The following is a 26,776-nucleotide window of genomic DNA, read 5'->3' on the forward strand; positions in this document are numbered from 1 at the left end:
CCGTGCCGCCAAGCTGCCAAAGGTATCAACGCGCAGCAAGCCGGGCCGGCGCCCCGGAACGGAGCACCTTTTAAGTCTACTAATTCAGTCGAATTTACAATGTCGTGTGTGGGTTATTTCCCTATTGCGCATCAAAACGCGGTAATTTAGATTAAGACATAAGTTTTCTGGATAATTAGCGCTCTCCCGCTGTGAGTTGGGAATATGGGCGCACGGAGATCGCCATGACCTCGCCTTTGCAGCGCAAACTGAAGATCGCCGGCCCCACCGTCGTCACCGCCAACCGGCTCGCCGATGGCGCAGTCGTGTGGCTGAGCGCCACGGGCGGCTGGACTGACCGCATCGGAACTGCGGCCGTGGGCGCCACCTGCGATGAAGTGCTGCGCCTGCTCGACATCGCCCATGGCGACGAGAACACCGCCGTGGGCGCCTACCCGGCCCCGGTCCGCATCGGTGCGGACGGCAGGATCGAGCCGGCGAACCTGCGCGAGCGCATCCGCGCGGGCGGCCCCACCGTGGCGCTGCCCACCGGTGTCCTCCCGGCGGCTGCCGCCAAGGCCGCCTGACGCCCGTTCCCCGCGCCTGCCGATATCGAGCCCCGAGCCCCATCATGTATGTCTATGACGAGTTCGATCGCGCCTTTCTTCAGGAGCGCGTCGCCGAGTTCCGCGACCAGGTGGAACGCCGCCTCGCGGGCGAGCTGAACGAGGAGGAGTTCAAGCCGCTCCGTCTCATGAACGGCGTCTATCTCCAGCTCCACGCCTACATGCTCAGGGTGTGCATTCCCTACGGCACCCTCTCCGCGCGCCAGTTGCGCGCCATGGCGGCGGTTGCGCGCAAGTACGACCGGGGCTACGGGCATTTCACTACGCGGCAGAACATCCAGTTCAACTGGATCAAGCTCGCCGAGCTGCCGGATGCCATGGCCGACCTCGCCGAGGTGGGTATCCACGGCATCCAGACTTCTGGCAACTGCATCCGCAACACCACCACCGACCCATGGGCCGGTGCAGCCGCCGACGAGGTGGAGGACCCGCGCCTCTATGCCGAGGTCATCCGCCAGTGGTCCACGCTGCACCCGGAATTCACCTACCTGCCGCGCAAGTTCAAGATCGCCATCACCGCGGCGAAGCACGACCGCGCCGCCATCCGCGTCCATGACGTCGGCCTGCGCCTCTACAAGCGCGACGGCAAGACCGGCTTCGAGGTGAGCGTGGGCGGCGGGCTCGGCCGTTCGCCCTATATCGGCAAGACCATCCGCGACTTCCTGCCGGAGGAGGACCTGCTCTCCTATCTGGAAGCGATCCTGCGCACCTACAATCTCGGCGGCCGGCGCGACAACATCTACAAGGCGCGCATCAAGATCCAGGTGCACGAGATGGGCGCCGAGGCCTTCGCGCAGAAGGTCGAGGCCGAATGGGCCGAGATCCGCGACGGCGCGCTGAAGCTGGACAAGGCGGCGCTCGACGCCATCCGCGACCGCTTCCTCAATCCGGCGCTGGAAGATCTGGAAGATGCCCCCGCCGTGCTCGCCGCGGCGCTGGCGGACCCGGACTTCGCCCGCTGGCACGCCAATTCCGTCGCCCCGCACAAGGCGAAGGGCCATGCCATCGTCACCCTGTCGCTGAAGCCCGTGGGCGCCCCGCCCGGCGACGCAACGGCCGACCAGATGGACGCCATAGCCGACCTCGCGGATGAGTATGCGTACGGCGAAATCCGCGTCGCCCACGAGCAGAACCTCACCCTGCCCTATGTGCGCCAGAAGGATCTTCCGGCCCTGTGGGCGAAACTGAAGGCCATCGGCGTCGCCACTCCCAATGTGGGGCTCATCTCCGACATCATCGCCTGCCCCGGCCTCGATTATTGCTCGCTGGCCAATGCGCGCTCTATTCCCGTGGCGCAGAAGCTCACCGAGCGGTTCGCGGACGACGCGCGCATCGCCGACATCGGCCGACTGCACCTCAACATTTCCGGCTGCATCAATGCCTGCGGCCACCACCATGTGGGCCACATCGGCATCCTCGGGGTGGAGAAGAAGGACGAGGAGTTCTTCCAGATCACTCTCGGCGGCAAGGGCAATTCCAAGGCCCGCATCGGCGAGCTGATCGGCCCCGCCGTCTCCGAGGGCGAGGTGGTGGACGTGGTGGAGCGGCTCGTCGAGACCTATCTCGACCTGCGCACCTCGCCCGCCGAGACCTTCATCGCCGCGGTCCAGCGGCTCGGCACCGACCCCTTCAAGGAGCGCGCCTATGCCCCTCGTTAAGAACGGCGCGCCCGCCGAGGACCTCTTCACCACCGTCACCGACGACGCCGCGTTGCCGGATGGTCCGGTGCTGGTTTCCGCCGAGCGCTTCCTGAAGGAGGCCGAGACGCTTGTCGCGCGCAACGGCGAGATCGGCGTCCTCTGGCCCAACGCCCGGGACGTGGCGGAGCTGAAGCCCTACCTCTCCCGCCTCTCCGTGGTGGCGCTGACCTTCCCCAAGTTCCGCGACGGCCGCGCCTACAGCCAGGCGCGCCTGCTGCGCGAGCGTTACGGCTTCAAGGGCGAGCTGCGGGCGGTGGGCAACGTGCTGCGTGACCAGGCGCTGATGATGGCGCGTGCCGGCTTCGATGCCTTCGCCTTCGAGAAGGCGGCGGATGCCGAGGCCTTCAACACGGCGCTCGCCACCTATTCCCATTTCTACCAGCCGACCGGCGACGGGCGGGCCACGGCCCGGGACGTGCGGGTCGCGCATGCGGGCGTTGCGCCCGTGGAGGGATGACCTGATATGAACGCCCTTGAGCGGGCCGCTCCCCGCCTCGACATCGACGCGCTGAATGCGCGGCTGGAAAACGCCTCGCCGCTGGATGTCATCGCCGCCGGCCTGGCCGCCTTTCCCGGCCGGATCGCCGCCGTGTCCTCCTTCGGCACCGAATCGGCCGTGCTGCTGCACATGATCGCCCAGGTGGATCAGGCAACGCCGATCCTCTTCCTCGATACCGGCCACCTGTTCGAGGAAACGCTGGCCTATCGCGACACGCTGGCCGGCCATCTCGGCCTCACCAACGTGCAGACCTTCTCGCCCGATCCGGCAGCGCTCGCCGCACGTGATCCGGAGCGGGGCCTGTGGTCCGACAATGCGGACGCCTGCTGCGCCCTGCGCAAGGTGGAGCCGCTGGCCCGTGCGCTCGCGCCCTATGGCGCGTGGTTCAATGGCCGCAAGCGCTACCAGGCCGCCACCCGCACGGCGATCGGTCTGGTGGAGCAGGACGGGGAGCGGGTGAAGTTCAATCCCCTCGCCGCCATGGGCCGGGAGGAACTCGTCGGCTACATGGACACCCACGGCCTGCCGCGGCACCCCCTGGAAAAGCACGGCTTCGCCTCCATCGGCTGCATGCCCTGTACCTCCCGCGTCCAGCCGGGCGAGGACCCGCGCGCCGGCCGCTGGCGGGGCAAGGCCAAGACCGAATGCGGTATCCATTTTGGCGAGGGCATTTGAATTTAATTCCATAGAACTTGTGATATATGGGTTGACCACTCGTCAGGCGGCTGCGATTGTTCGCTATATCGAACGATTGATCTGATTGACGAACGAACTCGCCGGAGGTCTTCCCATGTCGTCTCGCCGCACGTTCCTGCGCGCCGGCCTTGCCGCCGCCACCGCGCTCGCGCTTTCGGCCGGCGCCGTCGCCGCAGCCGACATCACGCTGCTGAACGTCTCCTACGACCCCACCCGCGAGCTGTATGTGGACGTGAACAAGGCGTTCGCGGCCGAGTGGGCGAAGGCGCACCCCGGCGACACCGTGAAGATCAACCAGTCGCACGGCGGCTCCGGCAAGCAGGCGCGCTCCGTCATCGATGGCCTCGAGGCGGATGTGGTGACGCTGGCCCTCGCCTACGACATCGACGCCATCGCCGAGAGGGGCTACCTCGCCAAGGACTGGCAGAAGCGCCTCCCGGATAACGCCTCGCCCTATACCTCCACCATCGTCTTCCTCGTCCGGAAGGGAAATCCCAAGGGCATCAAGGACTGGGACGATCTGGTGAAGCCCGGCATCAAGGTGGTCACGCCCAATCCGAAGACCTCCGGCGGCGCCCGCTGGAACTATCTCGGCGCCTGGGGCTACGCGCTGAAGAAGAACGGCGGCGACGAGGCCAAGGCCAAGGACTTCGTGAAGGCGCTCTACAAGAACGCCCCCGTGCTCGACACCGGCGCCCGCGGCGCCACCGTCACCTTCGTGGAGCGCAACATCGGCGACGTGCTCATCGCCTGGGAGAACGAGGCCTATCTCTCGGTGAACGAACTCGGCCCCGACAAGTTCGACATCATCACCCCCTCCGTCTCCATCCTCGCCGAGCCGCCCGTGGCGGTGGTGGACAAGGTGGTGGACAAGAAGGGCACCCGCGCCATCTCGGAAGCCTATCTGAAGTTCCTCTACACCCCGGCCGGACAGGAGATCGCGGCGAAGAACTATTACCGCCCGCGCGACGAGCAGGTGGCGGCCAAGTACAAGGACAAGTTCGCCAAGGTGGACCTCTTCACCATCGATCAGGTCTTCGGCGGCTGGCAGAAGGCGCAGAAGACCCACTTTTCCGACGGCGGCGTGTTCGACCAGATCACCGGCAACTGATCCGCCCCTCAATCCACCCTGCGGCCGCCGCCCTCGGGATCCCTCCTGACGGCGGTGGCCGCGGCCTTTAGAGCGAGCGACGCAGAAGCGTCGCCGGACTATAAACCTTCCATGAGCGCCTCATCGTCCCGCCTCAGATTCCGGCAGCCGAGCGTGATCCCCGGCTTCGGCCTCACGCTGGGCCTTACCCTGACGTGGCTGGGGCTCATCGTCCTGCTGCCGCTGTCGGCGCTGTTCATCAAGACGAGCGAGCTGTCGCTGGAGCGCTTCATCGCCATCGTCACGGCGACGCGCACGCTCCATGCGCTGCAGGTGTCGTTCGGCCTCGCCTTTGCCGCCGCGCTGGTCAACATGGTGTTCGGCGCCATCGTGGTGTGGGTGCTGGTGCGCTACGACTTCCCCGGCAAGAAGATCGTCGACGCGCTCATCGACATCCCCTTCGCGCTGCCCACGGCGGTGGCCGGCATCGCGCTGACCTCCCTCTATGCGGAGAACGGCTGGGTCGGCTCACTGCTCGCGCCGCTGGGCATCCAGGTGTCGTTCACGCCGCTCGGCATCCTCGTCGCCCTCGTCTTCATCGGCCTGCCCTTCGTGGTACGGACCGTGCAGCCGGTGCTGGCGGACCTCGACCAGGAGCTGGAGGACGCCGCCGCGAGCCTCGGCGCCACGCGCGGCCAGACCCTCGTGCGGGTGGTGCTGCCCTCGGTATGGCCGGCGCTGCTCACCGGCTTCGCCCTCGCCTTTGCGCGGGCGGTGGGCGAATACGGTTCCGTCATATTCATCGCCGGCAACCTGCCCGGCATTTCCGAGATCGCGCCGCTGCTCATCGTCATCCGGCTGGAGGAGTTCCGCTATGCGGACGCCACCGCCATCGCCACGGTGATGCTGGTCGCCTCCTTCGTCCTGCTCCTCATCATCAACCGCCTCCAGCGATGGGCGGAGCTGCGCGGGAGCAAGCACGGATGAACGCCCTCGACCAGACGTCGGGCCATGCCGTCGCCCACGGCGCCAGCGAGGGCCTGCCCTCCGCGCTGGAGCAGTCGCACGCCTATGCGACGCACCGAGGCCGGCCGGTGCGCACCGAGCCGCGGGCCGTGCGCATCATCCTGACGGTGATCGCCCTCGCCTTCGTCGGCCTGTTCATCGGCCTGCCGCTGGTGACGGTGTTCTACGAGGCCTTCAAGCGCGGCTGGCAGGCCTATGTTGCAGCGTTGGTGGCCCCCGATGCGCTGGCCGCGATCCAGCTCACCCTCATCGTCGCCGCCATATCGGTGGTGGCGAACCTGCTGTTCGGGCTCGTGGCGGCATGGTCCATCGCCAAATTCGAATTTCCCGGCAAGACCTTCCTCATCACCCTCATAGACCTGCCCTTCTCGGTCTCGCCTGTCGTGGCGGGCCTCGTCTATGTGCTGCTGTTCGGCTCGCAGGGCCTGTTCGCCGCGTACCTCCAGGCGTGGGACATCAAGATCATCTTCGCGCTGCCGGGCATCGTGCTCGCCACCATCTTCGTCACCTTCCCCTTCGTGGCGCGCGAACTGATCCCGCTGATGCAGGAACAGGGCACGGCGGAGGAAGAAGCGGCCATCTCGCTTGGCGCTTCCGGCCTTTCCACCTTCTTCCGGGTGACGCTGCCCAACGTGAAATGGGCGCTGCTCTACGGCGTGCTGCTGTGCAACGCGCGCGCCATGGGTGAATTCGGCGCGGTCTCGGTGGTGTCCGGCCATGTGCGCGGGCTCACCAACACCATGCCGCTGCACATCGAAATTCTCTATAACGAGTACCAGTTCGTCGCCTCCTTCGCGGTGGCGTCGCTGCTGGCGCTGCTGGCGCTCGTGACGCTGATCGCCAAGACCATTCTCGAACACCGCCTCGCCGAGGAAGACAGATGACCATCGACGTCGTCGGCGTCACCAAGCGCTTCAAGACCTTTGCCGCGCTCGACAATGTGAGCCTCACCATCCGCACCGGCGAGCTGGTCGCTTTGCTCGGCCCCTCGGGCTCGGGCAAGACCACGCTCCTGCGCATCATCGCCGGCCTCGAATGGCCGGATTCCGGCGAGGTCCGGTTCGACGGCGAGGATGCGCTCTCCCGCTCGGTGCGCGAGCGCAATGTGGGCTTCGTGTTCCAGCACTACGCATTGTTCCGGCACATGAACGTGTTCGAGAACGTGGCCTTCGGCCTGCGCGTGCGCCGGGGCGCGGACAAGCTGCCCGAGGCGGCCATCCGCGCGAAGGTCAACGAGCTGCTGCATCTCGTGCAGATCGACTGGCTGGCCGAGCGCTATCCCGCCCAGCTTTCCGGCGGCCAGCGCCAGCGCGTGGCGCTCGCCCGCGCGCTGGCCATCTCCCCCAAGGTGCTGCTGCTGGACGAGCCGTTCGGCGCGCTCGATGCGAAGGTTCGCAAGGAACTTCGCCGCTGGCTGCGCCACCTGCACGAGGAACTGCCCGTCACCTCCGTGCTCGTCACCCACGACCAGGAAGAGGCGCTGGAGCTGGCCGACCGGGTGGTGGTAATGGGCCATGGGAAGATCGAGCAGGTGGGTTCGCCCGGCGAGGTCTATGACAATCCGGCCACCGCCTTCGTGCATGACTTCATCGGCGAGACCATCGCGCTGCCCGGCGAGGTGAAGGGCGGCGCCCTCTATCTCGGCGGCCGTGCGCTGGGGCTCGATCCGCAGGGCGTGGCAGACGGGCCGGCCCGCATCCTCGCCCGGCCGCACGACGTGGACCTCGCAGATCCGTCGGCGAGCGCCATCTCCGGCAAGGTGCTCTCGGTGCGCACCTTCGGCCCCACCCGCCGCGCCGACGTGCAGCTCAACGGCAGCGCCGGCCCGGTGGTGGTGGAAGCCGCCGTGCCCCACGGCCAGGATCTCGCGCCGGGCACCGAGGTCGGCCTCAAGCCGCGCCGCTACAAGGTGTTCGCCGCCTGAGCAGACGGCCGTGGCACGTTTTCGCCATCACCGCGTGGTGACGTACCGTGCATGGGGCGCGCAATCGCGCCTCGCTGACCGGAGTTTGCCGCCGTGCCGCCGTTCGTCGTCGTTGCCCTGGGCGCCCTCGGCGCCGTGGCGCTTGCAAAGCTGATCTCGTCGGAGACGCGGCGCGTCAACGAGGCGCTGGACCGCCGCCGCAAGGCGGAGACCGGCGACCTGAAGACGGTGCGGCTGGAGCGGGATCCCGCCACCGGCGAGTACCGCCCGCGCGGCTGACGCGCCGCGCCGTCATCTGTCCTGCTTTGAGGTCAATCCCGCGAGGGCGCGCAGGCCGCGGCCGGCTGGCAAGTCCCGGTGGCGCGCGAGCCCGTGGCGAGTCCGACGACACCGGTCTTCCGGTCGTCCCGCGCCGCGCGCCGCGCCGCCCGGCTCTTCGCGTGCTCACGCTGGATGGCATAGAGGCCCGCCCCCACCACCAGCGCCATGCCGACGCTGGTCCAGGCATCCGGCAGATCTCCGAACACGAAGTAGCCGGAGATGAGCGCCCCGAACACCAAGAGGTAGCGCATGGGCGAGAGCGAGGCGATGGGCGCGTTGCGGAAGGCGAACACCAGCAGCAGCGTGCCGCCGCCGAACGACACGGCGGACGCGACCACATAGGCGAGCACCGGGGTCGAAGGCACCTTCCAGCTTTCGAATGGCGCGATCAGAGTCGCGGCGAGGCAGAAGACGACCGAGCCGGTGAGGCCCACCACTGCGCCGGGAATCTCCGACCCGATGCTGCGGGTGGAAATATCCCGCGCCGCGCCGGTGAAGGCGGCCATGAGCGGCAGCAGGGCGATGAGGCTGAAAGTGGCCGGATCCGGCCGCGTCACGATCACCGCGCCGCAGAAGCCGATGATGATGGCCGACCAGCTGCGCCAGCCCACCTTCTCGCCCAAGAGCGGCACGGCCAACGCGGTCGTGATGAGCGGCGTCGCCATGTAGATGGTGGTGGTGGACGCGATGGGCATGGCCGCCAGCGCGGCGACGTAGACGAAGGTGGTGACGGTATCCAGCGAGGAGCGCACCAGCACGCTGCGGCGGAACATGTGGCGCAGCGCGAGGAGATCGCCGGACGCCACGATGAGGCCGAGGAACAGGAAGCTCACCATCACGGTGCGCAGGCCGAGGCCCTCGCTGAGGGGCACCTCACGCAGCGCAAGCTTCATGAAGGTGTCGTTGGTGATGAACAGGGCCATGGAGCCAACCATGGCGACGAGGCCCTTGACCGCCGAGACCGGCACATGGGCGACAGGGCGCTGCGCGGCAGCCTGGATGCTCATGCCGTTGCTCCTGCGCCGGAAAGGCGAAGGGAACGAACGATGGCGCCGGCGCAATCCCGGGGCAGTGTCACGTCGAACCTCGTAGATGTCGGGCGTCGCGGTGCGCGCCAAAACCGGCTTCAGGCCGTTGATTGATCTTCTGGGCCAGATGTAGCTGATTTCGGGTAAAGACGCCCTGCGCTTTGCGCCGGCTCTCGCGCACGAGCCCCCCGCCTGCGGCATGGCCCGGCCACGCCTTCGCCTCAATCTCCGGGCCGCGCCCCGCCCCGCTTCAGCCGCCGGTGGTGCTCATGTGCCGCCCAACCGCCGGCTGGCGGGTCTTGCGGTCGATCACGAAGTCATGGCCCTTGGGCTTGCGGAAAATGGCGTCGTCGATGGCCCGGTGCAGCAGGGCATCATCGCCGGAGGCCCGCAGCGGCGCCCGCAGGTCGGCAGCGTCCTCCTGGCCGAGGCACATGTAGAGCGTGCCGGTGCAAGTCACGCGCACCCGGTTGCAGCCCTCGCAGAAATTGTGCGTCAGCGGCGTGATGAAGCCCAGCCGTCCGCCGGTCTCCTTCACCTCCACATAGCGGGCGGGGCCGCCGGTGCGGTAGGCGATGTCGGTGAGGATGAAACGCTCGGCGAGCTGTTCGCGCACGGCGGAGAGCGGCAGATACTGGTCCACCCGCTCCTCGCCCACTTCGCCGAGGGGCATCACCTCGATGAGGGAGAGGTCGTGGCCCTCGCCGTGGGCCCACTCCATCATGGAGGCGATCTCATGCTCGTTCACGTCCTTGAGCGCGACGGCGTTGATCTTCACCCGGATGCCGGCCGCCTGCGCGGCCTTCACGCCTTCCAGCACGCGGGCGAGATCGCCCCAGCGGGTGATGGCGCGGAACTTGGCCGGGTCCAGCGTATCGATGGAGACGTTGATGCGCTTCACCCCGCAGGCGGCGAGGTCTGCCGCGTGGCGGGCGAGCTGGGAGCCGTTGGTGGTGACGGTCAGTTCGTCCAGCCGGCCGCTTTCGATATGGCGGGAGAGGCTGCGGAACAGGGTCATCACGTCCCGCCGCACCAAGGGCTCGCCGCCGGTGAGGCGCAGCTTGCGCACGCCGCGCAGCACGAAGGCGCTGCACAGGCGATCCAGCTCCTCGAGCGACAGGAGATCCTGCTTGGGCAGGAAGGTCATGTGCTCGGACATGCAATAGACGCAGCGGAAGTCGCAGCGGTCGGTGACGGAGACGCGCAGGTAGGTGACGGCGCGGCCGAACGTATCCACGAGCGGGCCGGCCTGCTGCGCGGCGGCGACACCCGGACGGTCGATCAGATCCCTGAAAAGATCACTCACCACGCCACTCCCGAACCAGCCTTGCGTCTCCCGCGCCTTTCCCCGTCCGCCGGCTTGTGCCGGTCTTGAGGCAAGCCCAGCGCCCCGGATGCGGCCGACGGCGGGCTTCGACGCTTGCCCTATATATCGTATGCAAGAGGAAGATGGATAGGGTCGCCGCCCGAACACGATGCCGTGTGAAATCAAAAGGCTCGGCCTTTCGCCCGATCGAAAAAGGACATCACGCAATGGCTCCCGCGTCTGCCCCCGCCGCCGCCCCCTGGCCCACCGAACTGCGCGTCATCGACGATCGCCACACGCTCTCCGTCACCTTCGAGGACGGAGCGAAATTCACCCTCCCCGCCGAGTATCTGAGGGTGGAAAGCCCCTCCGCCGAGGTGCAGGGCCACCAGCCGGAGGAGAAGATCACGGTGCCCGGCAAGCGGCAGGTGCGCATCACGCAGGTGGAGCCGGTGGGCAATTACGCCGTCCGCCTCATCTTCGACGACGGTCACGGCACCGGCCTCTACACCTGGGACTTGCTCTACAGCTACGGCGTGAACCAGGAGCAGAAGTTCGGCGCCTATCTCAAGGCTTTGGAGGCGCAGGGGCTCTCGCGGGGGTGACGGACGCCTGCACGATGCCGTGAGGGCGTAACCCGCGGGCGCCGCAGGACGAAGGAGGACCGGGAGCGCCCGGTGGAAGCCTCATGCGGGCGGCATCCCGCAGGAGCCCCGCGCCATGGCCGAATCCCCGTCCGCCGCCTCGCCACCCGCGCACGAGCCGCGCCGTTCACCGCACACGAAGCGGGCTGCCCTCGCCGCGGGCGCGGCCGTTCTGGCGCTCCTTTCGGGCGGCCCCGCCGCCGCCGAACCGCGCCAGAAGCTCACGGTGGTGGAGCTGTTCACCAGCCAGGGCTGCTCCTCCTGTCCGCCGGCGGACGCCAACCTGATCGCCCTCACCCGCCGCCCGGACGTGCTCGCCCTGAGCTTCAGCGTGACCTATTGGGACCGCCTCGGCTGGCGCGACACCTTCGGCAAGCCGGAATTCACCCAGCGCCAGTACACCTACGAACCCATGCTGGGCGAGCGCGGGCCGTTCACGCCGCAGATGGTGGTGAATGGCCGCCTCAGCCGCGTGGGCTACAGCCTGTCGGACATCGAGCACGCGATCTCCGCCGCTGGACCCGTCGCCGGCCCGGAGGTGGTGATCGGCGCGCATGAGGTCGCGGTGGGGCCAGGCACCGCCCCCTCTGCAGCTGCGGACGTGTGGCTCGCGGAATACGAGCCGGGCGTGATCGAGGTGCCCGTCCGACGCGGCGAGAATGCCGGCCGCACTCTGCCCCACGCTCGCGTGGTGCGACGCCTGGAGCGGCTCGGCGGCTGGACCGGCACGCGGGCCCATTACCCCCGGCCGGAAGCCGCGCCGGGCCTGCGCACCGCCATCCTCGTGCAGGCGCCGGCCGGCGGACCCATCCTCGCCGCCGCCACCGAATGAAAACGGGCGGCCCCAAGGCCGCCCGCTGCATCGTTCAGCCCTGAAAGCTGCGCCTCACTTCACCCGTTCGAGGATGGAGACGTAGTTCGCGACGGCCGCGCCGCCCATGTTGAAGACGCCGGCCACCTTGGCTCCGTCGATCTGCATGTCGCCGGCCTCGCCCATGAGCTGCATGGCCGAGAGGACGTGCATGGAGACGCCGGTGGCGCCGATGGGGTGGCCCTTGGACTTCAGGCCGCCGGAGGCGTTCACCGGCAGCTTGCCGGTCTTCTCGGTGATGCCTTCGCGCACCACCTTGTAGGCTTCGCCGGGCTTGGCGAGGCCCATGGCCTCGTACTCGATCAGCTCGGCCACAGTGAAGCAGTCGTGGGTCTCGACGAGGCTGAGATCGTCCAGCGTCAGGCCGGCCTTCTCCAGCGCCTTGGCCCAGGCGCGGCGGGCGCCCTCGAAGGCGATGGGATCGCGGCGCGACAGCGGCAGGATGTCGTTGACGTGGGCGCGCGCGCGGAAGGTGATGGCGCGGCCGAGCGTCTCCGCCACGTCCGCCGAGGCGATCACCAGCGCCGCGGCGCCGTCGGACACCAGCGAGCAGTCGGTGCGGCGCAGGGGGCCGGCGACGTAGGGATTCTTCTCGGAGATGGTGTTGCAGAACTCGAAGCCGAAATCCTTGCGCATCTGCGCATAGGGATTGGAAACACCGTTCTTGTGGTTCTTGGCGGCGATGCGGGCGAGCTCTTCCGAGCGGTCGCCGTAACGCTGGAAATAGGTCTGCGCGATGCGGCCGAACACGCCGGCGAAGCCGCCTTCGATGTCCGCCTCTTCCTTGCGGTAGGAGGCGTTGAGCAGGATGTCGCCGACCTCGGCGGTGGGCTTGGCCGTCATCTTCTCGGCGCCGACCACGAGGGCGATGCGGCCCTGCCCGCTCTCGATGTAATTGAGCGCGGAATGGATGGCGGCCGAGCCGGTAGCGCAGGCGTTCTCGACGCGCACGGCCGGCACATGGGCCAGTTCCGGCACGGAGAGGGCCGGCATGGCGCCCTGGAAATCCTGCTTCTGGAAGCCGGCGTTGAACACGCCCACGTGGATCGAATCCACATCCTGCGGGGAGAGGCCCGCATGCTCGATGGCAGCGCCGGCCACCCGGCTCATCAGGGCCTCGGTATCCGCATCCTCGAGCTTGCCGAAGGGCGAGTGCGCCCAGCCTACGATGGCGGCCTTGCTGTCCATGTTCGTCTCCCGCGGCGTGACACCGCTCTGGTTTTGATGGCGTTCAGATGGGAATGCGCGGCGCCTTGTGCCACCGCCGCGTGTATCAGGACAAGCCGGCGATGAAACCGTCCGGCATGACGAAAATGTCTTGGGCGGCCGGTGTTGAGGGCAGGCCCGGCATGGTCATGATGTCGCCGGCGAGCGCAACCACGAAGCCCGCACCGGCGGACAGGCGCACCTCGCGGATGGGCAGGGTGTGGCCCGTGGGCGCGTTGCGCGCGGTGGGATCGGCGGAGAAGGAATACTGCGTCTTCGCCATGCACACCGGCAGGTCGCCGAAGCCCGCCAGTTCGTATTCCTTGAGCTTCGCCATCGCGGCAGACGAGAACTCGACCCGCTCCGCACGGTAGATCTCGCGGGCGATGGTCTCGATCTTCTCCCTGAGCGGCAGTTCGGAGGGATAGAGATATTCGAACTTCGGCCGGCGCGCGAGGAGGTCGAGGACGGCTCGGGCGAGGTCCAACGCTCCCTCCCCGCCCCGGGCCCAATGCCCGCACGGGAAGACATCGACGCCCTCGGCCGCCAGCGCCGCGCGCACCGCTTCCAGTTCCTCCGGCGTATCGCCGGTGAAATGATTCAGCGCCACCACCACCGGCAGACCGAACTTCTTCAGATTCTCCACATGCCGCTTGAGGTTGCCGCAGCCGAGCGCCACGGCCGCCGCATCCGGCGTGCCGAGTTCCTTGAGCGGAACGCCGCCATGCATCTTCAGCGCGCGCACAGTCGCCACCACCACGGCGGCCGAGGGTACGAGCCCGGCCTGACGGCACTTGATGTCGAGGAACTTCTCGGCCCCGAGGTCGGCGCCGAAGCCCGCCTCCGTCACCACCACGTCGGCAAGGCCAAGGGCGGTGCGCGTCGCCATCACCGAATTGCAGCCGTGGGCGATGTTGGCGAACGGCCCGCCATGGACGAGGGCAGGAGTTCCCTCCAGCGTCTGGACCAGGTTCGGCTGGAATGCGTCCTTGAGCAGCGCCACCATGGCGCCGATGCCGCCCAGTTCCTCCGCGCGCACCATGCGGCGGCCGCGGGTCTGGCCGATCACCATGCGCGACAGCCGCGCCTCCAGATCGGCGAGGCTGTCGGCGAGGCACAGGATGGCCATCACCTCGCTCGCCACCGTGATGTCGAAGCCGTCCTCGCGTGGATAGCCGTTGGCCGGGCCACCGAGGCCGACGGTGATCTGGCGCAGCGCCCGGTCGTTGAGGTCCATCACCCGCCGCCAGCTGATGCGCCGGGCGTCGAGATCGAGGGCGTTGCCCCAGTGGATGTGATTGTCGATCAGCGCCGAAAGCAAATTGTGCGCGGCGGTGATGGCGTGGAGGTCGCCGGTGAAATGCAGGTTGATGTCCTGCATGGGGATGATCTGCGCCCGTCCGCCGCCGGTGGCGCCGCCCTTGGCGCCGAACACCGGGCCGAGGGACGGCTCGCGCAGGCACACGGCCGTCGAGGTCCCGAGCCGCGAGAGGGCGTCGCCGAGGCCGATGGTGGTGGTGGTCTTCCCTTCCCCCGCCGGGGTGGGATTGATGGCGGTGACGAGCACCAATTGCCCGCGTGGCCGCGATTCGGCCTCGGCCACGAAATCGAGGCTGATCTTCCCCTTGTGCGGGCCGTAGCGATAGAGCGCGTCCGCCGGGATGCCGAGGTCCGCCGCCACATCCTCTATGGGACGCGGCGTGACGCTCGCGGCGATGGCCGCATCGGATGTGGGATCGAGCGGTCGAGCGCTTCTGTCATGCATGGATTGGTTCCCGAACGGGCGCCGACCCTAACGGCTCGGCCCGCGGCTGAAAAGCGCGGGCCGAGGCAAAATTGCCTTGCTTCGACGCTTCGGAAGGTGCCGAAGCGCCATTTCGGGGAGATTCAGGCGGCCTCAGCCGCCCTTCTGCTGCTCCTCGGCCTTGCTGACCGGCGGCGGCTGATCGACCGAATCAAGACCCTTGTCGATCTTCTGCACAATCTTGGCGAGGTCGTCCGGCTCGGGCTTCAGGTCGCGCGCGTGGTTCCACTGGAACCCTGCCTCAAGCTTGCGGCCCACCTTCCAGTAGGCATCGCCCAGGTGGTCGTTGATGACCGGGTCCTGCGGCATCAGTTCGATGGCGCGCTCAAGCTGCACCACGGCGTCCTCGTAGCGCCCGGTGCGATAGTAGGCCCAGCCGAGGCTGTCCACGATGGGTCCGTCGTCGGGCCGCAGCTTGGCCGCCTTGCGGATCATGTCGAGGCCCTGGTCCAGGTTGGTGCCCTGGTCCACCCACGAATAGCCGAGATAGTTCAGCACATGGGGCTGATCGGGATTGAGCTCCAGCGCCTTTTTCAGGTCCGCCTCGGCAGCCGGCCAGTTCTTCGAGCGCTCGTTGCACACGCCGCGGAAGTAGAACAGGGCCCAGTTGCCACGCGCGGGCTGCGGGATGAGGGCAATCGCCTTGGAATAGGTGCCCGCGCACTCGGAGAACATCTTGCGCGTCTGCTGGATCTTGCCCAGCGCGATGATGGCCTCGATGTCCTTGGGATCGGCGGCGATCATCTTCTCGAGCTGCTTGCGGGCCTCATTGTAATGGTCCGTGGCGTCGAGGTTGACGGCCAGCTGCACCTGCGCGTTGCGCTTTAGCGGCGAGGAGTCCGGCACGGTCTCGTAGACCTCGATGGCCTTCGCCGGCTGCTTCAGCTGCTCGTAGAGGTCGGCCAGCGTCAGGCTGGCGAAGGGGTGCTCGGGATAGAGCCAGATGGCGAGCTGGAGATAGACGAGGGCGAGATCCTCGCCCCCCTGCCGCCCGAGCGTCGCGCCGAGGCCGTAGAGCACCTCGGAGGAGCCCTCCTGCGCGGTCTTCACCAGCGGCGGCAGCTGCTTTCCGGCCTTCAGCTCCTTGATGGCCGCGAGCACGATGGGGTGGTTCGGCAGCTGCTTGTCGAATGCGGCATAAGCGGCGAGCGCCGCCTCGGTATTGTCGTTGCGCGAGGCCCAGCGGGCATAGGCATCAATGGCGCGCAGGGAGCCGGGATCGGCCTTCATGGCCGCCTCAAGACGGCGCCCGGCCTCCTTCTTCTGCCCGGCGGCGTCGAGGATGAGGCCGGCGTGCAGCTCCTTCATGGGCGCGTACCAGTCCGGCCCCTCAAGCCGGTCGATCAGTTCCACCGCGCCCTTGGTGTTGCCGGAGCCGAAGAAAGTCCAGGCGGCGAGCAGCGTGGCCGTGAGATCGCCGATGGGACCGCGCACCGAGAGCGCGAGATTGGTGCGCGCCGTCTGGTAATGGGCCTTCTTGATGGAGCGCACGGCGAGCGCGAGGCGGGCGACGCGATGGGTGCGGTCGATCTTCACCAGACGATCGGCGAGCTTCATCGCGTCGTCGATCTGGCCGTCCATGAGCATGGCGAAGAAGGTCCGTTCCAGGATCTCTTCGTTGCGCGCATCGAGCTTCATCAGGTTGCGCAGATAGACGACGGCGGCGTCCTGGTCGCGCTCAGTGCTCGCCAGCCGGGCGGCGAGGTAGTTACCCGCGAGCGAGGTATCGAAGTCAGGCACGGCCTCGGCCCGGGCGAGGCCCGGCGACAGAGTGAGCACCGCAGCAAGGCCGGCCGCCAGGGCCGCGGAGAAGGTGGGGCGTCGTGTCGTCACCGATGATCTGTCCTGAAAGCCGGGCCCTGCGGGCGTGGTAACGCGAAATCCAAGCGGGGCGAGATGGCGTGAGGATGGCGGCTTTCCTGTGGCACCGCAAGTTACGTGGGAGTCATGAATCAGCGGTGTTCGCGAGGGCCGGTTGCGGCGACGTGTGCGGCGCGGCATAAGCCGCCTTATGGAAACCTTGCGGACGCGCGCTCCGGCGAAGATCAACCTGACCTTGCGCATCGTCCGGCGGCGCACGGATGGGTTTCACGATCTCGCGAGTCTCGTGGTCTTTTCCGGCGCGGCGGATCTCCTCTCGCTCACGCCTGACGCTGCGCTATCGCTTGCCGTGAAGGGGCATACCGCTGCGGCAGCAGGACCGGATGCGGACAATCTGGTGCTGCGCGCGGCGCGCGCCTTCGCCGCCGAGGTGCCGGGGGCGCGGCTCGGTGCCTTCCTTCTGGAAAAGCGGCTGCCGGTGGCGGCGGGGCTCGGCGGCGGCTCGTCCGATGCCGCTGCGGCACTGCGCCTGCTGGGCCGCCTGAATGGCCTCGCCCCCGATGACCCGCGCCTGTTCGCCGCAGCCCGCGCCACCGGCTCCGACGTGCCGGTGTGCCTCGATCCGCGTCCGCGGCTGATGGAAGGGGTCGGCGATGTGCTCTCCTCGCCCCTCACCTTGCCCCCGCTCGCCGGAGTGCTGGTGAACTGCGGCGTGGCGGTGCCCACGGCCGCCGTGTTCCGCCAGCTTGGCTTGTCGCCCGGCGCGACATTCGACGGGCCGTCCCTGCCTGCCGTTTTGCCCTCTGGCCGGGCGGAGCTGATGGCCGCCATCGCCGCCGTGCCCAACGATCTGGAGCCGCCGGCCGTGGCCGTCGCGCCGAAGATCGCCGAGGTCATCCACCGCCTCACGATCCAACCGGAGGCGCGGCTGGTCCGCATGTCCGGCTCGGGCGCCACGGTCTTCGCCTTGACGGACGATTGCCGGGCCGCTGCTGCGCTGGCACGGCGGGTGTTTGCCACAGAACCGGACTGGTGGGTGAAGCCCACCATCCTGCGATGACGGTTCGGAGGGGGTGAAAACCATGGCGCTGCCGCTGTCGACGCTCATCGCCTTCGTGGTCGCCGCCGTGTGCGAGATCGCCGGGTGCTTCGCCTTCTGGCAGGTGGTGCGCCATGGCGTGACGCCGCTCTGGCTGCTGGCGGGGCTCGTGAGCCTCGCCGCCTTCGCCTGGGCCCTCACATTCGTGGATTCGGAGGCCGCCGGGCGCGCGTTCGCCGCTTATGGCGGCATCTACATCATCGCCTCTCTGGCGTGGCTGTGGAGCGTCGAGGGCGTGCGGCCGGACCGCTGGGACGCAGCCGGCGCGCTCATCTGCCTTGCGGGGGCGGCGGTGATCGTGTTCGGCCCGCGCGGGTGAGGCTGCGCGGCATGGGCGCCGGTCAAAGCCCGCACGGCACTTGAGCGAGGCCAACCCGCGCGGCGCTTGAGCGAAGCACCGCGCCGAAGCAACCCGTCACGCCGAAGGCGGTCCCCCCGGCGCCGCTGCCACCTTCTCCCGCGCCAGCAGGCGCTGATAGACCCAGCCCATGGCCACCAGCACCAGCCCGAGGCCGATGAAGGACACGGCGCGCAGGACGCCTTCCAGATCCGCCATGTCGGAGAGGAAGACCTTGAGCACGGTTGCCACCATCACCGCGGCCGAGGCGAGGCGCAGCGTGCGCGAGCCGCGCCACAGGCCAAGCGCCAGCAGCACCATGCCGAACACCAGCCACGCCGCCGACCACGCATACCATTCGGCGGAGGAGATGGCGTCGCCCGCCAGCACCGGCCCCTGGAACAGGCGGCTCACCTCCAGCGTGACATAGGCGAGCGCGAGCACCCCGGCGATCACCCATCCCGCCGTCCGCACGCGCGGCCGCGTCACGGGCTGGCCGGCCGCGAAAGCCACGGCGAGGCCAGCCGGCAGGGCATAGGCGATGAGGAGATCGTTGAAGATCGGCCCTCCCACGGCCTCGCCGGTCGCGAACGGATTGGTCTCGATCAGGCCGTTGAGGGCGCAGACGGTCGCCGCCGCCGCCACGATGTCCGAGAACAGCCGGTAGAAGCCGCGCCCGGTGACGTTGGCGAGGCGTGACAGCCCCACCGCATAGGCGCCATAGACCACCGCCAGCAGGCCGGTCTCGAACAGCCGGGTGCCGACCGCATAGATGTCGCCGCCATGGGCGAGGTGGCGCACTTCGGTGGCCGCCAGCAGCATGGCGAAGATCAGGGCGAGGCACTCGTGCACCCGCCGCGCCCAGTCGTCCCTGCTCCTGGCGAGGAAGAAGGCGGCCGCGGCGAATGCCAGCGCCGGCACGCCATAGCCCCACAGCAGCCAGTTGAAGATGGGCGTCGTGCCCGGATCAACGGCAATGGTGGGCAGCCAGACGATGCGGGAGAGCACCACGACGCCCAGCGCCGCCGAGAACTGCCGCAGCCCCGGCAGCGGGCGGATGGTGGAGACCCAGGCGACGCCGCAGGCGGCGAGCGCGAGGCTCACCGTGAGCCAGCCCTTTTCCAGTGCAAAGGTGAGCGCCAGCGACAGGCTCACCACGCCGGCCGCGGCGAACACCGTGGCCGCATGGGTGCGCGCGCCTTTCAGCAACCGCTCGGCACCGAGGGTGAAGAGGAAGGCGAGCGCCAGCGCGAGCGCCGCGAAGGGCAGGCTGCGCTCCAGCTCCGTGAGTCGCGCATAGGCGGCGATCAGCATCAGCACCGGGCCGACCGTCCCCGTCACCGCCCAGCCGAGCACCGTGCGGCTGCGCCCGCCCCGCCCGGCGCCCAGCGCACCGGCGGACAGCATCAGCGCGCCCATTGCGAAGGCGAAGACCATGAAATGGCCGATGGAGAGACGCTCCGGCTCGGCCACCGCCCCCGCCATGGGGCCGGCCGGCGCGAGGGTCGAGCCGGCATCGGGCGGGAACACCCATTGGGTGAGGATGGCGGGGGCCAGCAGTGCCACCGCGAAGGTGGCGAACGTCATCGGCCGCACCCGCCACGCCAGCGCGAGCACGCCCACGGCGCCCACGACGAACACGGCCAGCGGCCCGGCGGCGACATTCCCGTCCACCGCTGCGGCGGCCATAACGGCAAGCGCGCCCACCGCGCCGAGGATGGAGACCGGCTCCGGCCGCTCCCCCGCCTCGGGTCCCCACAAGAAGCCCGGCGCGAGCAGCGCGGCGGTGAGCGCCAGCAGCACGAGGCCGAGCGCACCGGAGGCGGTCACCGCCTGCGGCACCTCGAAGGCGATAAGGGTGAGCCCCCAGGCCACCATGCCGGCGATGGCGAGGAGCGCGAGCCCCTTCCAGCGGCGGATGCGCGCGACGCCCAGCGCACTCGCCCCGACCACGGCGATGAGCAGGGCCACGCCCCAGGCATTGGGCGAACTGGTGGTGACGAGGAAGGGCGTCAGCGCCGCGCCGACGAAACCGAGCGCGCCCAGGGCCGGTCCGTGCAGCAGGGCCGCCAGCAAAGTGGCGACACCGGTGGCGGCGAGCAGCAGGAAGGCGGCCTGCGGCGGGATGAGATGGTAGAGCTCATAGGCGGCGAAGATGCTGCCGAAGGCGGTCATGGTGCCGGCGGCGGTGAGGATGCTCGGCACATCCGGCACCAGCCCGCGCAGGCTGGTGATGGGTGCGGCGGGGTCCTTGCCCTCGCGACGGCGCAGCCATTCGCCGGCACCGAGCAGGAAAAGAGCCAGCAGCAGGCCAAGGCTGACCCGCAAGCCCGGCCCGATCAGATCCTGCTCCACCGCGAAACGCACGAGGAACACCCCGCCCAGCGCCAAAGCAAGGCCGCCGACCCACACCGCCCAACGTGCGCCGACCTTCTCCTCGAAGCCGGCAAGCCGCTCCTTGAGCCTGGCGGCATCGATGGCAGGCGGGGGCGGCGCGGGGGGAGCGGCCGGGGCATCCGCCTCGGGCGCGGGAAACAGAGGCGGCGGCGCAGCGGGCGGCTCGCTTCCCGCATCGATCGGCTCGGGCGGCCGTGCGAGGCGCGCCAGCGGACTTTCCTTCGCCTGCGGCATGGCGGCCGGTGGCGTGTGGGTCCAGGCTGGAACGGACGCAGCGGCCGGCGCCAGCCCTGCTTGAGCCTCCAGCGCCGCGACCCGCGCCTCCAGCACGCGAATGCGGCCCCGGCTCTTCAGCGCCATGATGAAACCCACCAGGGCCATCACTGGAAAGGCGAGAACCACCAGAACAAGAAGCGCCCACTCATCCATCGCGACCAGCCCGGTTGTATCCGGCGCAACCGTAACGTCAGCGCCGCCCCGTGGCTAGACACCTCCGGCTAAGTCCGCACAAGGAAAAGAAAAATCTGGAAGACCATGGGGGCGGTAGGATTGCGCCTCCCTCGCGCGTTCAGGCGGCGAGGAAGGCGAGCCGCGGGTCCGTGCGGCCGGGTGCGATCTCGATGATCTCCGCCGCGACCACGCCATCGGCGACGAACGGGTCTTCCGCGATCCGGGCCTCGACCTCGGCGCGGGAGGCGGCGGTGGCGAGGATGGCGCCGCCGGCCTTGGGCTCGATGCCGCCCGCGAGCAGGAAGCTTCCCTCGTCGAAGCCCTTCCGCAGCCAGGCATTGTGCCCGTCCATCAGGCGCGGGGCGGCGGCACGGTTGGCGGCAAAGCGCAGCAGGACGACGAACATGGTTTCCCCCTCTTCAGGCGTGAGCGGCGGGACGGCGATGGATGGCGACGAAATTGCGCATCTCGGCCACTTCGGCGTCGATGAACGCCTCGTCGCCGATGGAACTGGCGAGCGTCGCCACCCCCTGGCTGCGGGCGAGGAGGTGCATGGCGAGGCGGGCGGCCTCGTCTTCCCCGTGCCCGAGAGCGCGGAACTGGCGTGCCAGCCAGTCGCGGAAAAGCGTGAAGAGCCGCGCGGCGTCGGCGCCGGCGGCATGATCGAGCTTCGCCAGCTCGTTGCAGAGCGTGCCAACCGGGCAGCCGAAACGCATGATCTTGGCGCGATTGGCGATGAGGATGCCGACGAAGCTGAGGATGCGCGCCTCCGCATCGTCTCCCTCGTCTTCCCACTGCGCGAGGAGCTTCCGGGTACGCTCCAGCCGCAGCGCGATCATGGCCGCGAGGATCTCGTCCTTGCTCTTGAAATGATAATAGAAATTGCCGCGCGAGAGCTTCACTGCCGCGGCAATGTCGGCGAACGAGGTGGAGGCGAAGCCGGTCTCGTAGAACAGTCGGTCCGCCGCCTCGACGATGGCGGCGCGGGTGTCGCTCGCAGGCATGGGAACCGCCTAGGTCAATTGTCCTATGACCAGAATTAGGACGACTGACCTAGGCCCGTCAAGCGCTGGTCGGGCTATTCTTCGCGGAAACGGTTGGTGATGGGATAGCGGCGGTCGCGGCCGAAGTTGCGCCCCGTCACCTTCACCCCCGGCGCGGCCTGACGGCGCTTGTATTCGGCACCGGTGAGCAGGCGTGACACGCGGGCCACGATGGCGGCATCGAAGCCGTCGGCGACGATCTCGTCCACCGAACTCTCGCCCTCCACCAACCGGGCGAGGATGGTGTCGAGCATCGGATAGGGCGGCAGCGCGTCCGCGTCCGTCTGGCCCTCGCGCAGTTCCGCGCTTGGCGGCTTGTCGATGAGGCGATCGGGGATGACGACGCCGTCCGGCCCCAGCGCCTCCGCCGGCTTCCAGCGGTTCCGCAGGCGGGCGAGGCGCACGACCTCAGTCTTGTACAGGTCCTTGATGGGATTGAAGCCGCCGTTCATGTCGCCATAGAGCGTGGCATAGCCCGTGGACATCTCCGACTTGTTGCCGGTGGTTAGCACCATGGCGCCGAACTTGTTAGAGACGGACATGAGCAGCGTGCCGCGCACGCGGGCCTGCAAATTCTCCTCCGTCACGTCCCGTTCGGTGCCCGCGAACAGCGGCGCCAGCACCGCTTCCAGCCCCTCTACCGCAGGCGCGATGGGCACGACCTCGTAGCTGACGCCCAGCGCCTCGGCCACGGCAGCTGCGTCCTTGAGGCTGTCGTCCGACGTGAAGCGGTAGGGCAGCATCAGGCAGCGCACCCGCTCCGGCCCCAGGGCATCCACCGCCATGGCCGCGCACAAAGCGGAATCGATGCCACCTGAGAGGCCCAGCACCACACCGGGAAAGCCGTTCTTGGTCACATAGTCCCGGAGCCCGACGACGCAGGCGGCATAATCGGCCTCGTCGCCCTCGAAGGCCTCCACGAGATTGCCGCCGAGGCAGCGCCAGGTGTCCTCGAAGCGCTGCCAGCGGGAGAGGCGCACCCGCTCGACGAAGCCGGGGAACTGCAAGGCGGGGAAGCGGTCGGCGTTGAGGACGAAGGAGGCGCCGTCGAACACCAGTTCGTCCTGCCCGCCCACCTGATTCACGTAGAGCAGCGGCAGGCGGCTCTCCACCACACGGGCGACGGCGATGTTCTCGCGCTCCGCATAGACCGAGCGGCGATAGGGCGAGCCGTTGGGAACGATGAGGATTTCCGCGCCCGTCTCGGCGAGGCATTCCACCACGTCCGGCCCCCAGATATCCTCGCAGATGGGCACGCCGAGGCGCACGCCCTTGAACGGTATCGGTCCCGGCAGAGGGCCGGCGGCGAACACGCGCTTCTCGTCGAACACGCCGTAATTTGGCAGATCCACCTTGTGCCGCACGGCGGAGATCTTCCCCTCCTCCAGCAGCAGCACGGAGTTGAAGAGCCGCCCCTCCTCCATCCACGGCGCGCCGATGAGCACCGCGGGGCCGGTGGCGGTCTCGGCAGCGAGCGCCTCCAGCGCCTCCTGGCAGGCCGCGAGGAAGGCCGGTTTCAGCACCAGATCCTCGGCCGGATAGCCGGCGATGAAGAGCTCGGGAAAGACCACGAGGTCCGCCCCCGCCTCGCCCGCGGTCTGCCGGGCGCGTCGGGCGATGGCGAGATTGCCGGATACATCGCCGACCGTCGGGTTGAGCTGGGCGATGGCGATGAGAAGGGTATCGGCGGGCTCGGTCATGCTTCGGATGTAACCCCGCCCCGCACAAGGCGAAAGGGCAAGAAACGGGCATGCGCCCGTTCTGCCTGATCAATCGGCAACCAGCCTCTCGCCCCGGCCGCCGGGCAGGCGACGGCTACAGCCCGAGCCGGCTCCACAGCGCGCGTTCCTCCACCGCCGCGCCGGCGCCCAGCGCCGCTTCGCGGGCGAGCGCGCCGGCAAAGCCCGTGGGGCGCTTGGGCAGGAACCCGGTGGAGCCCTGCACCAGCTTCAGCGTCGTGTCCGTGCCGTAGCGGGCTTTCAGGATGCCGCGCACGTCGCCGAGACCATCCACGAGGCCGAGGCCCACGGCCTGCGTGCCCAGCCAGAACTCGCCGGAGAACAGCGTCTCGTCGTCGCCCATCAGCGCATCGCCGCGGCGCGACTTCACGAGGTCGGCGAATACGGTGTGCAGCTCCTTCAGCAACTGGTCGAGCCGCTCCACGTCCTCCGGCTGGGTGGGACGGAAGGGGTCCAGCGTCACCTTGCGCTCGCCGGCTGTGTAGACGCGCCGCTCGATGCCCAGCTTCTCGATGGCCCTGTCGAAGCCGAAGCCCGCCGTCACCACGCCGATGGAGCCGACGATGGAGCAGGGATCGGCGAAGATCTCGTCGGCCGCGCAGGCGATCATGTAGCCGCCCGAGGCCGCCGCATCCTCCACGAAGGCGAAGACATGCTTCTCCTTCTCCTCCGCCAGCGCGCGGATGCGGCGGAAGATGAGATGGGACTGCACCGGCGAACCGCCCGGCGAATTGATGAGCAGCGCCACGGCGGGCGCCTCCTTCATGCCGAAGGCCTTCTCCAGCGCCTGCGCCGTGCTGGCGAGCGACATGCTGCGCGAGAAGGGCGAGGTCATGCCGATGGGGCCGGACAGCCGCACCACCGGCACGAGGGGCGCATCGGTGCACCATTTTCTGGGAAGGAGACCGCGGGCGCGGCGCGACAGGGAGGAAAGAAATTCGGCCATGCCCGAGATGTAGGGCCTCCCCATGGCGCCCTCAAGGCGCCATTCCTTGTCGAGACCGCGCCCTCAAGGCGCCATTCCCCGCAAAGGCCGCCCCCCTGATCGCGCGTCAGCGCAGCGCGCCGCCGTCGCGCAGAACCGCCTCGGCCTCCGGCGTCGGCGAGCCGTCCGCCCCGGCCAGCACGAGGCCGGGCAGGAGCGCGGGCGGCGTGCGCCGCCCCTTCACCGCCCTCACCAGCAGCCGCACCGCCGGCCGGTCGGCACGCGGATGAACGGGCAGGATCTCGATGGCCCCGAATCCTTTCGCCAGCGCGGCGAGAATGTCCGCCAGCGCCTCGGGGCGATGGATCAGGCAGAGCACGCCTTTCGCGCCGAGGCAGCGGTCAGCGGCGCGAACCCATTCGGCGAGAAGGTCGGCATCCGCCATGTGGGCGCGGGCACGGGCCTCATCGGGAGAGGTGCGGTGGCGGGTGTCGGCATTGAAGGGCGGGTTGGCGAGCACCAGGTCCGCCGCGCCCTTCCCCGGCACATCCGGCCCCGCAGGCCGCCCGAGGGTAGCCACATCCGCCGTCACCACCTGCGCCCGCCCGTCCAAGCTGTTGAGCGCCGCATTCTCCGCCGCCAGCACAGCGAGGGAGGGATCGATCTCCACCAGCGTGGCGCGCGCCTCCGGAACACGGGCGAGGAAGGCGAGGCCGGCGCTGCCCACTCCCGTCCCGAGGTCCACCGCCGTCCGCCGGTCCGCCGGCGCGAAGGCGGCAAGCAGCAGCGCGTCGTGTCCGACGCGGTGGCCCGAAACCATTTGCCGCAGCGTCAATCTCCCACCGAGCACGCTGTCGGTGGACAGGGCAACGGCTTCAGCCGGCATCACGCAGGGCCGAGCCGAATCCCGCCTCCGTCAGCAGGCGACGCGCGCGCGGCACGTCCTCGTCCACAACCAGCAGGCGACGGGGAAAGACGCCGATGGAGCCTTCCAGGACGCTCATATGGGCATCCGCGACCATGTGACCGATATCGGCCGACGTGAGCAGCGCCTCTATGGCGCCGAGCAGCACCAGATCGTTGGTCCGCACCATCTCCTGCATCGTACAGACCTCCGATCGCGGCGACTGGCGCGCCCGGTGCAACCAAAGGCGATCTGCCAGAGCTTGCACGGAACCCATCCGCATCCCTATGGTGCGCCCCAAAGATTGACAAGCGGGAGCTTTTCTTGGCCGTCGTCCTTCCGTTCGAGCCCAACGAGCCGTCGCTCGAGGCACTGGTCGCCTTGGTGAAGACGGACATGGAGCGGGTCAACGCCGTCATCCTGGCGCGGACCGGCTCCGACGTGGCCATGATTCCCGAGGTGGCGAACCACCTCATCTCGTCCGGCGGCAAGCGTCTGCGGCCGATGCTGACGCTCGCCTGCGCCGCGCTCGCGGGCTACCGGGGCGACGGCCACGTGAAGCTCGCCGCTTCCGTGGAGTTCATGCACACCGCCACCCTCCTCCATGATGACGTGGTGGACGAGAGCGACATGCGCCGGGGCAAGCTCGCCGCGCGCAAGCTCTGGGGCAACGAGGCGAGCGTGCTGGTGGGCGACTTCCTGCTGGGCCAGGCGTTCAAGATGATGGTGGAGGTGGGCTCCATGACCTGCCTCGACATCCTTTCCACCGCCGCCTGCGTCATCGCCGAGGGCGAGGTGATGCAGCTCGCCGCCGCCAAGAACACCGCCACCTCCGAGGACGACTATCTCGCCGTCATCCGCGGCAAGACGGCCGAACTGTTCGCCGCCGCCTGCGAGGTCGGCGCCGTCCTCGCCCAGCGCCCGAAGGCCGAGCAGGCGGCCTGCCGCTCCTACGGCATGAATCTCGGCATCGCCTTCCAGCTGGTGGACGATGCCCTCGACTATGGCGGCTCGCAGGCCAAGCTCGGCAAGAACGTGGGCGACGATTTCCGCGAGGGGAAGATCACCCTGCCGGTGCTCCTCGCCTTCCGCCGCGGCGACGAGAAGGAGCGCGCCTTCTGGCAGCGTTGCCTGGAAAACAGCGAGGCGAGCGCCGCGGACCTCGATCAGGCTATCGGCCTGATGACCAAGCATCGCGCCATTGCCGACACGGTGGAGCGCGCCCGCCATTACGGCGCCATCGCCAAGGATGCCCTCGCGCTCTTCCCCGCCGGCCCCGCCAAGGCGGCGTTGATGGAGGCGGTGGACTTCTGCCTCTCCCGCGCCCACTGAGAGCGGCAC

The 26,776-nt window shown here is 68.8% G+C and carries 26 protein-coding genes; 14 read left to right on the forward strand and 12 right to left on the reverse strand.

The window, feature by feature from the left end:
- The first annotated feature begins 224 nt into the window (after positions 1 to 224).
- The 9 genes from XAN126_RS0121000 (at position 225) to XAN126_RS0121040 (ending at position 7,819) form a co-directional block, all read left to right on the forward strand.
- Positions 225 to 566 (forward strand): DUF2849 domain-containing protein, encoded by a 342-nt coding sequence (locus XAN126_RS0121000; RefSeq protein ID WP_024280525.1) that lies wholly within the window; start codon positions 225 to 227, stop codon positions 564 to 566.
- Positions 567 to 610: 44 nt separating this feature from the next.
- Complete coding sequence (locus tag XAN126_RS0121005) at positions 611 to 2,263, forward strand: nitrite/sulfite reductase (protein ID WP_024280526.1); 1,653 nt, start codon at positions 611 to 613, stop codon at positions 2,261 to 2,263.
- Positions 2,250 to 2,762, forward strand: coding sequence for a DUF934 domain-containing protein (locus XAN126_RS0121010; protein ID WP_024280527.1), 513 nt, complete (start codon positions 2,250 to 2,252; stop codon positions 2,760 to 2,762). Before XAN126_RS0121005 ends, XAN126_RS0121010 begins: the two co-directional genes overlap by 14 nt.
- Before the next feature lie 6 nt (positions 2,763 to 2,768).
- Positions 2,769 to 3,479 (forward strand): phosphoadenylyl-sulfate reductase, encoded by a 711-nt coding sequence (locus tag XAN126_RS0121015; RefSeq protein ID WP_024280528.1) that lies wholly within the window; start codon positions 2,769 to 2,771, stop codon positions 3,477 to 3,479.
- Between the two features lie 115 nt (positions 3,480 to 3,594).
- A complete protein-coding gene (locus tag XAN126_RS0121020; protein ID WP_024280529.1) occupies positions 3,595 to 4,611 on the forward strand; it encodes a sulfate ABC transporter substrate-binding protein in 1,017 nt (338 codons plus the stop codon).
- A 111-nt stretch (positions 4,612 to 4,722) separates the two neighbouring features.
- Positions 4,723 to 5,577: a sulfate ABC transporter permease subunit CysT gene (gene cysT / locus XAN126_RS0121025; protein WP_024280530.1), complete on the forward strand. Its 855-nt coding sequence runs from the start codon at positions 4,723 to 4,725 to the stop codon at positions 5,575 to 5,577.
- Positions 5,574 to 6,500: a sulfate ABC transporter permease subunit CysW gene (gene cysW / locus XAN126_RS0121030; RefSeq protein WP_024280531.1), complete on the forward strand. Its 927-nt coding sequence runs from the start codon at positions 5,574 to 5,576 to the stop codon at positions 6,498 to 6,500. The genes cysT and cysW overlap by 4 nt, the downstream gene beginning before the upstream one ends.
- Positions 6,497 to 7,540, forward strand: a complete 1,044-nt coding sequence (locus tag XAN126_RS0121035) for a sulfate/molybdate ABC transporter ATP-binding protein (RefSeq protein WP_024280532.1) — start codon at positions 6,497 to 6,499, stop codon at positions 7,538 to 7,540. Before cysW ends, XAN126_RS0121035 begins: the two co-directional genes overlap by 4 nt.
- A gap of 93 nt (positions 7,541 to 7,633) precedes the next feature.
- Positions 7,634 to 7,819, forward strand: a complete 186-nt coding sequence (locus tag XAN126_RS0121040) for a hypothetical protein (protein WP_024280533.1) — start codon at positions 7,634 to 7,636, stop codon at positions 7,817 to 7,819.
- A gap of 32 nt (positions 7,820 to 7,851) precedes the next feature.
- Here XAN126_RS0121040 and XAN126_RS0121045 read toward each other — a convergent pair whose 3' ends face one another.
- Positions 7,852 to 8,868 carry a DMT family transporter gene (locus XAN126_RS0121045; protein ID WP_024280534.1) on the reverse strand — a complete coding sequence of 339 codons (1,017 nt, stop codon included), beginning with the start codon at positions 8,866 to 8,868 and terminating at the stop codon, positions 7,852 to 7,854.
- Positions 8,869 to 9,139: 271 nt separating this feature from the next.
- Positions 9,140 to 10,174 carry a GTP 3',8-cyclase MoaA gene (gene moaA, locus XAN126_RS0121050; RefSeq protein WP_029877530.1) on the reverse strand — a complete coding sequence of 345 codons (1,035 nt, stop codon included), beginning with the start codon at positions 10,172 to 10,174 and terminating at the stop codon, positions 9,140 to 9,142.
- Positions 10,175 to 10,422: 248 nt separating this feature from the next.
- Here moaA and XAN126_RS0121055 point away from each other — a divergent pair, with 248 nt between their 5' ends.
- Together XAN126_RS0121055 and XAN126_RS0121060 are read left to right on the forward strand one after the other, a co-directional pair.
- The gene (locus tag XAN126_RS0121055) at positions 10,423 to 10,800 is read left to right on the forward strand and encodes a DUF971 domain-containing protein (RefSeq protein WP_024280536.1); all 378 of its coding nucleotides are present in this window, start codon (positions 10,423 to 10,425) and stop codon (positions 10,798 to 10,800) included.
- Positions 10,801 to 10,915: 115 nt separating this feature from the next.
- Positions 10,916 to 11,671, forward strand: coding sequence for a DUF1223 domain-containing protein (locus tag XAN126_RS0121060; protein ID WP_024280537.1), 756 nt, complete (start codon positions 10,916 to 10,918; stop codon positions 11,669 to 11,671).
- Positions 11,672 to 11,725: 54 nt separating this feature from the next.
- On the opposite strand, the gene XAN126_RS0121065 is transcribed toward XAN126_RS0121060, so the two are convergent.
- From XAN126_RS0121065 to XAN126_RS0121080, 3 genes are all read right to left on the reverse strand, one after another.
- Positions 11,726 to 12,898, reverse strand: coding sequence for an acetyl-CoA acetyltransferase (locus tag XAN126_RS0121065; RefSeq protein WP_024280538.1), 1,173 nt, complete (start codon positions 12,896 to 12,898; stop codon positions 11,726 to 11,728).
- 85 nt (positions 12,899 to 12,983) lie between these two features.
- Positions 12,984 to 14,681 (reverse strand): formate--tetrahydrofolate ligase, encoded by a 1,698-nt coding sequence (locus XAN126_RS0121070; protein WP_081762736.1) that lies wholly within the window; start codon positions 14,679 to 14,681, stop codon positions 12,984 to 12,986.
- A gap of 132 nt (positions 14,682 to 14,813) precedes the next feature.
- Positions 14,814 to 16,553: a tetratricopeptide repeat protein gene (locus XAN126_RS0121080; RefSeq protein WP_024280539.1), complete on the reverse strand. Its 1,740-nt coding sequence runs from the start codon at positions 16,551 to 16,553 to the stop codon at positions 14,814 to 14,816.
- A gap of 178 nt (positions 16,554 to 16,731) precedes the next feature.
- Between XAN126_RS0121080 and XAN126_RS0121085 the strand changes: the two genes are divergently transcribed.
- Together XAN126_RS0121085 and XAN126_RS0121090 are read left to right on the forward strand one after the other, a co-directional pair.
- Positions 16,732 to 17,601 (forward strand): 4-(cytidine 5'-diphospho)-2-C-methyl-D-erythritol kinase, encoded by an 870-nt coding sequence (locus tag XAN126_RS0121085; RefSeq protein WP_024280540.1) that lies wholly within the window; start codon positions 16,732 to 16,734, stop codon positions 17,599 to 17,601.
- A gap of 22 nt (positions 17,602 to 17,623) precedes the next feature.
- Entirely contained in the window at positions 17,624 to 17,959 is a 336-nt protein-coding gene (locus tag XAN126_RS0121090; protein WP_029877534.1) for a YnfA family protein, read from the forward strand.
- 96 nt (positions 17,960 to 18,055) lie between these two features.
- Here the strand turns inward: XAN126_RS0121090 and XAN126_RS0121095 are convergent, their stop codons facing one another.
- The 7 genes from XAN126_RS0121095 to XAN126_RS0121125 all read right to left on the reverse strand — a co-directional run bounded on the left by XAN126_RS0121095 (position 18,056) and on the right by XAN126_RS0121125 (position 25,634).
- A complete protein-coding gene (locus XAN126_RS0121095; protein WP_024280542.1) occupies positions 18,056 to 20,803 on the reverse strand; it encodes a DUF2339 domain-containing protein in 2,748 nt (915 codons plus the stop codon).
- Between the two features lie 139 nt (positions 20,804 to 20,942).
- Positions 20,943 to 21,230, reverse strand: a complete 288-nt coding sequence (locus XAN126_RS0121100; RefSeq protein ID WP_024280543.1) for a YciI family protein — start codon at positions 21,228 to 21,230, stop codon at positions 20,943 to 20,945.
- A gap of 13 nt (positions 21,231 to 21,243) precedes the next feature.
- Positions 21,244 to 21,828 carry a TetR/AcrR family transcriptional regulator gene (locus tag XAN126_RS0121105; protein WP_024280544.1) on the reverse strand — a complete coding sequence of 195 codons (585 nt, stop codon included), beginning with the start codon at positions 21,826 to 21,828 and terminating at the stop codon, positions 21,244 to 21,246.
- A 74-nt stretch (positions 21,829 to 21,902) separates the two neighbouring features.
- On the reverse strand, positions 21,903 to 23,567 hold the full coding sequence (locus XAN126_RS0121110; protein WP_024280545.1) for an NAD+ synthase: 1,665 nt from the start codon (positions 23,565 to 23,567) through the stop codon (positions 21,903 to 21,905).
- 115 nt (positions 23,568 to 23,682) lie between these two features.
- Complete coding sequence (locus tag XAN126_RS0121115; RefSeq protein WP_245272309.1) at positions 23,683 to 24,576, reverse strand: S49 family peptidase; 894 nt, start codon at positions 24,574 to 24,576, stop codon at positions 23,683 to 23,685.
- An 82-nt stretch (positions 24,577 to 24,658) separates the two neighbouring features.
- Entirely contained in the window at positions 24,659 to 25,417 is a 759-nt protein-coding gene (locus XAN126_RS0121120; protein WP_024280547.1) for a methyltransferase, read from the reverse strand.
- Entirely contained in the window at positions 25,407 to 25,634 is a 228-nt protein-coding gene (locus XAN126_RS0121125; RefSeq protein WP_024280548.1) for a DUF2007 domain-containing protein, read from the reverse strand. Before XAN126_RS0121125 ends, XAN126_RS0121120 begins: the two co-directional genes overlap by 11 nt.
- 125 nt (positions 25,635 to 25,759) lie before the next feature.
- Between XAN126_RS0121125 and XAN126_RS0121130 the strand changes: the two genes are divergently transcribed.
- Complete coding sequence (locus tag XAN126_RS0121130) at positions 25,760 to 26,767, forward strand: polyprenyl synthetase family protein (RefSeq protein WP_024280549.1); 1,008 nt, start codon at positions 25,760 to 25,762, stop codon at positions 26,765 to 26,767.
- Positions 26,768 to 26,776 lie beyond the last annotated feature (9 nt).

Source organism: Xanthobacter sp. 126, assembly GCF_000526175.1.
GTDB classification, from domain to species: domain Bacteria; phylum Pseudomonadota; class Alphaproteobacteria; order Rhizobiales; family Xanthobacteraceae; genus Xanthobacter; species Xanthobacter aminoxidans.

Coding starts and splice junctions, on each gene's coding strand:
- XAN126_RS0121000 (WP_024280525.1), top strand. CDS start 225: ATGACCTCGCCTTTGCAGCGCAAACTGAAGATCGCCGGCCCCACCGTC.
- XAN126_RS0121005 (WP_024280526.1), top strand. CDS start 611: ATGTATGTCTATGACGAGTTCGATCGCGCCTTTCTTCAGGAGCGCGTC.
- XAN126_RS0121010 (WP_024280527.1), top strand. CDS start 2,250: ATGCCCCTCGTTAAGAACGGCGCGCCCGCCGAGGACCTCTTCACCACC.
- XAN126_RS0121015 (WP_024280528.1), top strand. CDS start 2,769: ATGAACGCCCTTGAGCGGGCCGCTCCCCGCCTCGACATCGACGCGCTG.
- XAN126_RS0121020 (WP_024280529.1), top strand. CDS start 3,595: ATGTCGTCTCGCCGCACGTTCCTGCGCGCCGGCCTTGCCGCCGCCACC.
- cysT (WP_024280530.1), top strand. CDS start 4,723: ATGAGCGCCTCATCGTCCCGCCTCAGATTCCGGCAGCCGAGCGTGATC.
- cysW (WP_024280531.1), top strand. CDS start 5,574: ATGAACGCCCTCGACCAGACGTCGGGCCATGCCGTCGCCCACGGCGCC.
- XAN126_RS0121035 (WP_024280532.1), top strand. CDS start 6,497: ATGACCATCGACGTCGTCGGCGTCACCAAGCGCTTCAAGACCTTTGCC.
- XAN126_RS0121045 (WP_024280534.1), bottom strand. CDS start 8,868: ATGAGCATCCAGGCTGCCGCGCAGCGCCCTGTCGCCCATGTGCCGGTC.
- XAN126_RS0121055 (WP_024280536.1), top strand. CDS start 10,423: ATGGCTCCCGCGTCTGCCCCCGCCGCCGCCCCCTGGCCCACCGAACTG.
- XAN126_RS0121060 (WP_024280537.1), top strand. CDS start 10,916: ATGGCCGAATCCCCGTCCGCCGCCTCGCCACCCGCGCACGAGCCGCGC.
- XAN126_RS0121065 (WP_024280538.1), bottom strand. CDS start 12,898: ATGGACAGCAAGGCCGCCATCGTAGGCTGGGCGCACTCGCCCTTCGGC.
- XAN126_RS0121070 (WP_081762736.1), bottom strand. CDS start 14,681: ATGCATGACAGAAGCGCTCGACCGCTCGATCCCACATCCGATGCGGCC.
- XAN126_RS0121085 (WP_024280540.1), top strand. CDS start 16,732: ATGGAAACCTTGCGGACGCGCGCTCCGGCGAAGATCAACCTGACCTTG.
- XAN126_RS0121090 (WP_029877534.1), top strand. CDS start 17,624: ATGGCGCTGCCGCTGTCGACGCTCATCGCCTTCGTGGTCGCCGCCGTG.
- XAN126_RS0121095 (WP_024280542.1), bottom strand. CDS start 20,803: ATGGATGAGTGGGCGCTTCTTGTTCTGGTGGTTCTCGCCTTTCCAGTG.
- XAN126_RS0121100 (WP_024280543.1), bottom strand. CDS start 21,230: ATGTTCGTCGTCCTGCTGCGCTTTGCCGCCAACCGTGCCGCCGCCCCG.
- XAN126_RS0121105 (WP_024280544.1), bottom strand. CDS start 21,828: ATGCCTGCGAGCGACACCCGCGCCGCCATCGTCGAGGCGGCGGACCGA.
- XAN126_RS0121110 (WP_024280545.1), bottom strand. CDS start 23,567: ATGACCGAGCCCGCCGATACCCTTCTCATCGCCATCGCCCAGCTCAAC.
- XAN126_RS0121115 (WP_245272309.1), bottom strand. CDS start 24,576: ATGGGGAGGCCCTACATCTCGGGCATGGCCGAATTTCTTTCCTCCCTG.
- XAN126_RS0121120 (WP_024280547.1), bottom strand. CDS start 25,417: ATGCCGGCTGAAGCCGTTGCCCTGTCCACCGACAGCGTGCTCGGTGGG.
- XAN126_RS0121125 (WP_024280548.1), bottom strand. CDS start 25,634: ATGCAGGAGATGGTGCGGACCAACGATCTGGTGCTGCTCGGCGCCATA.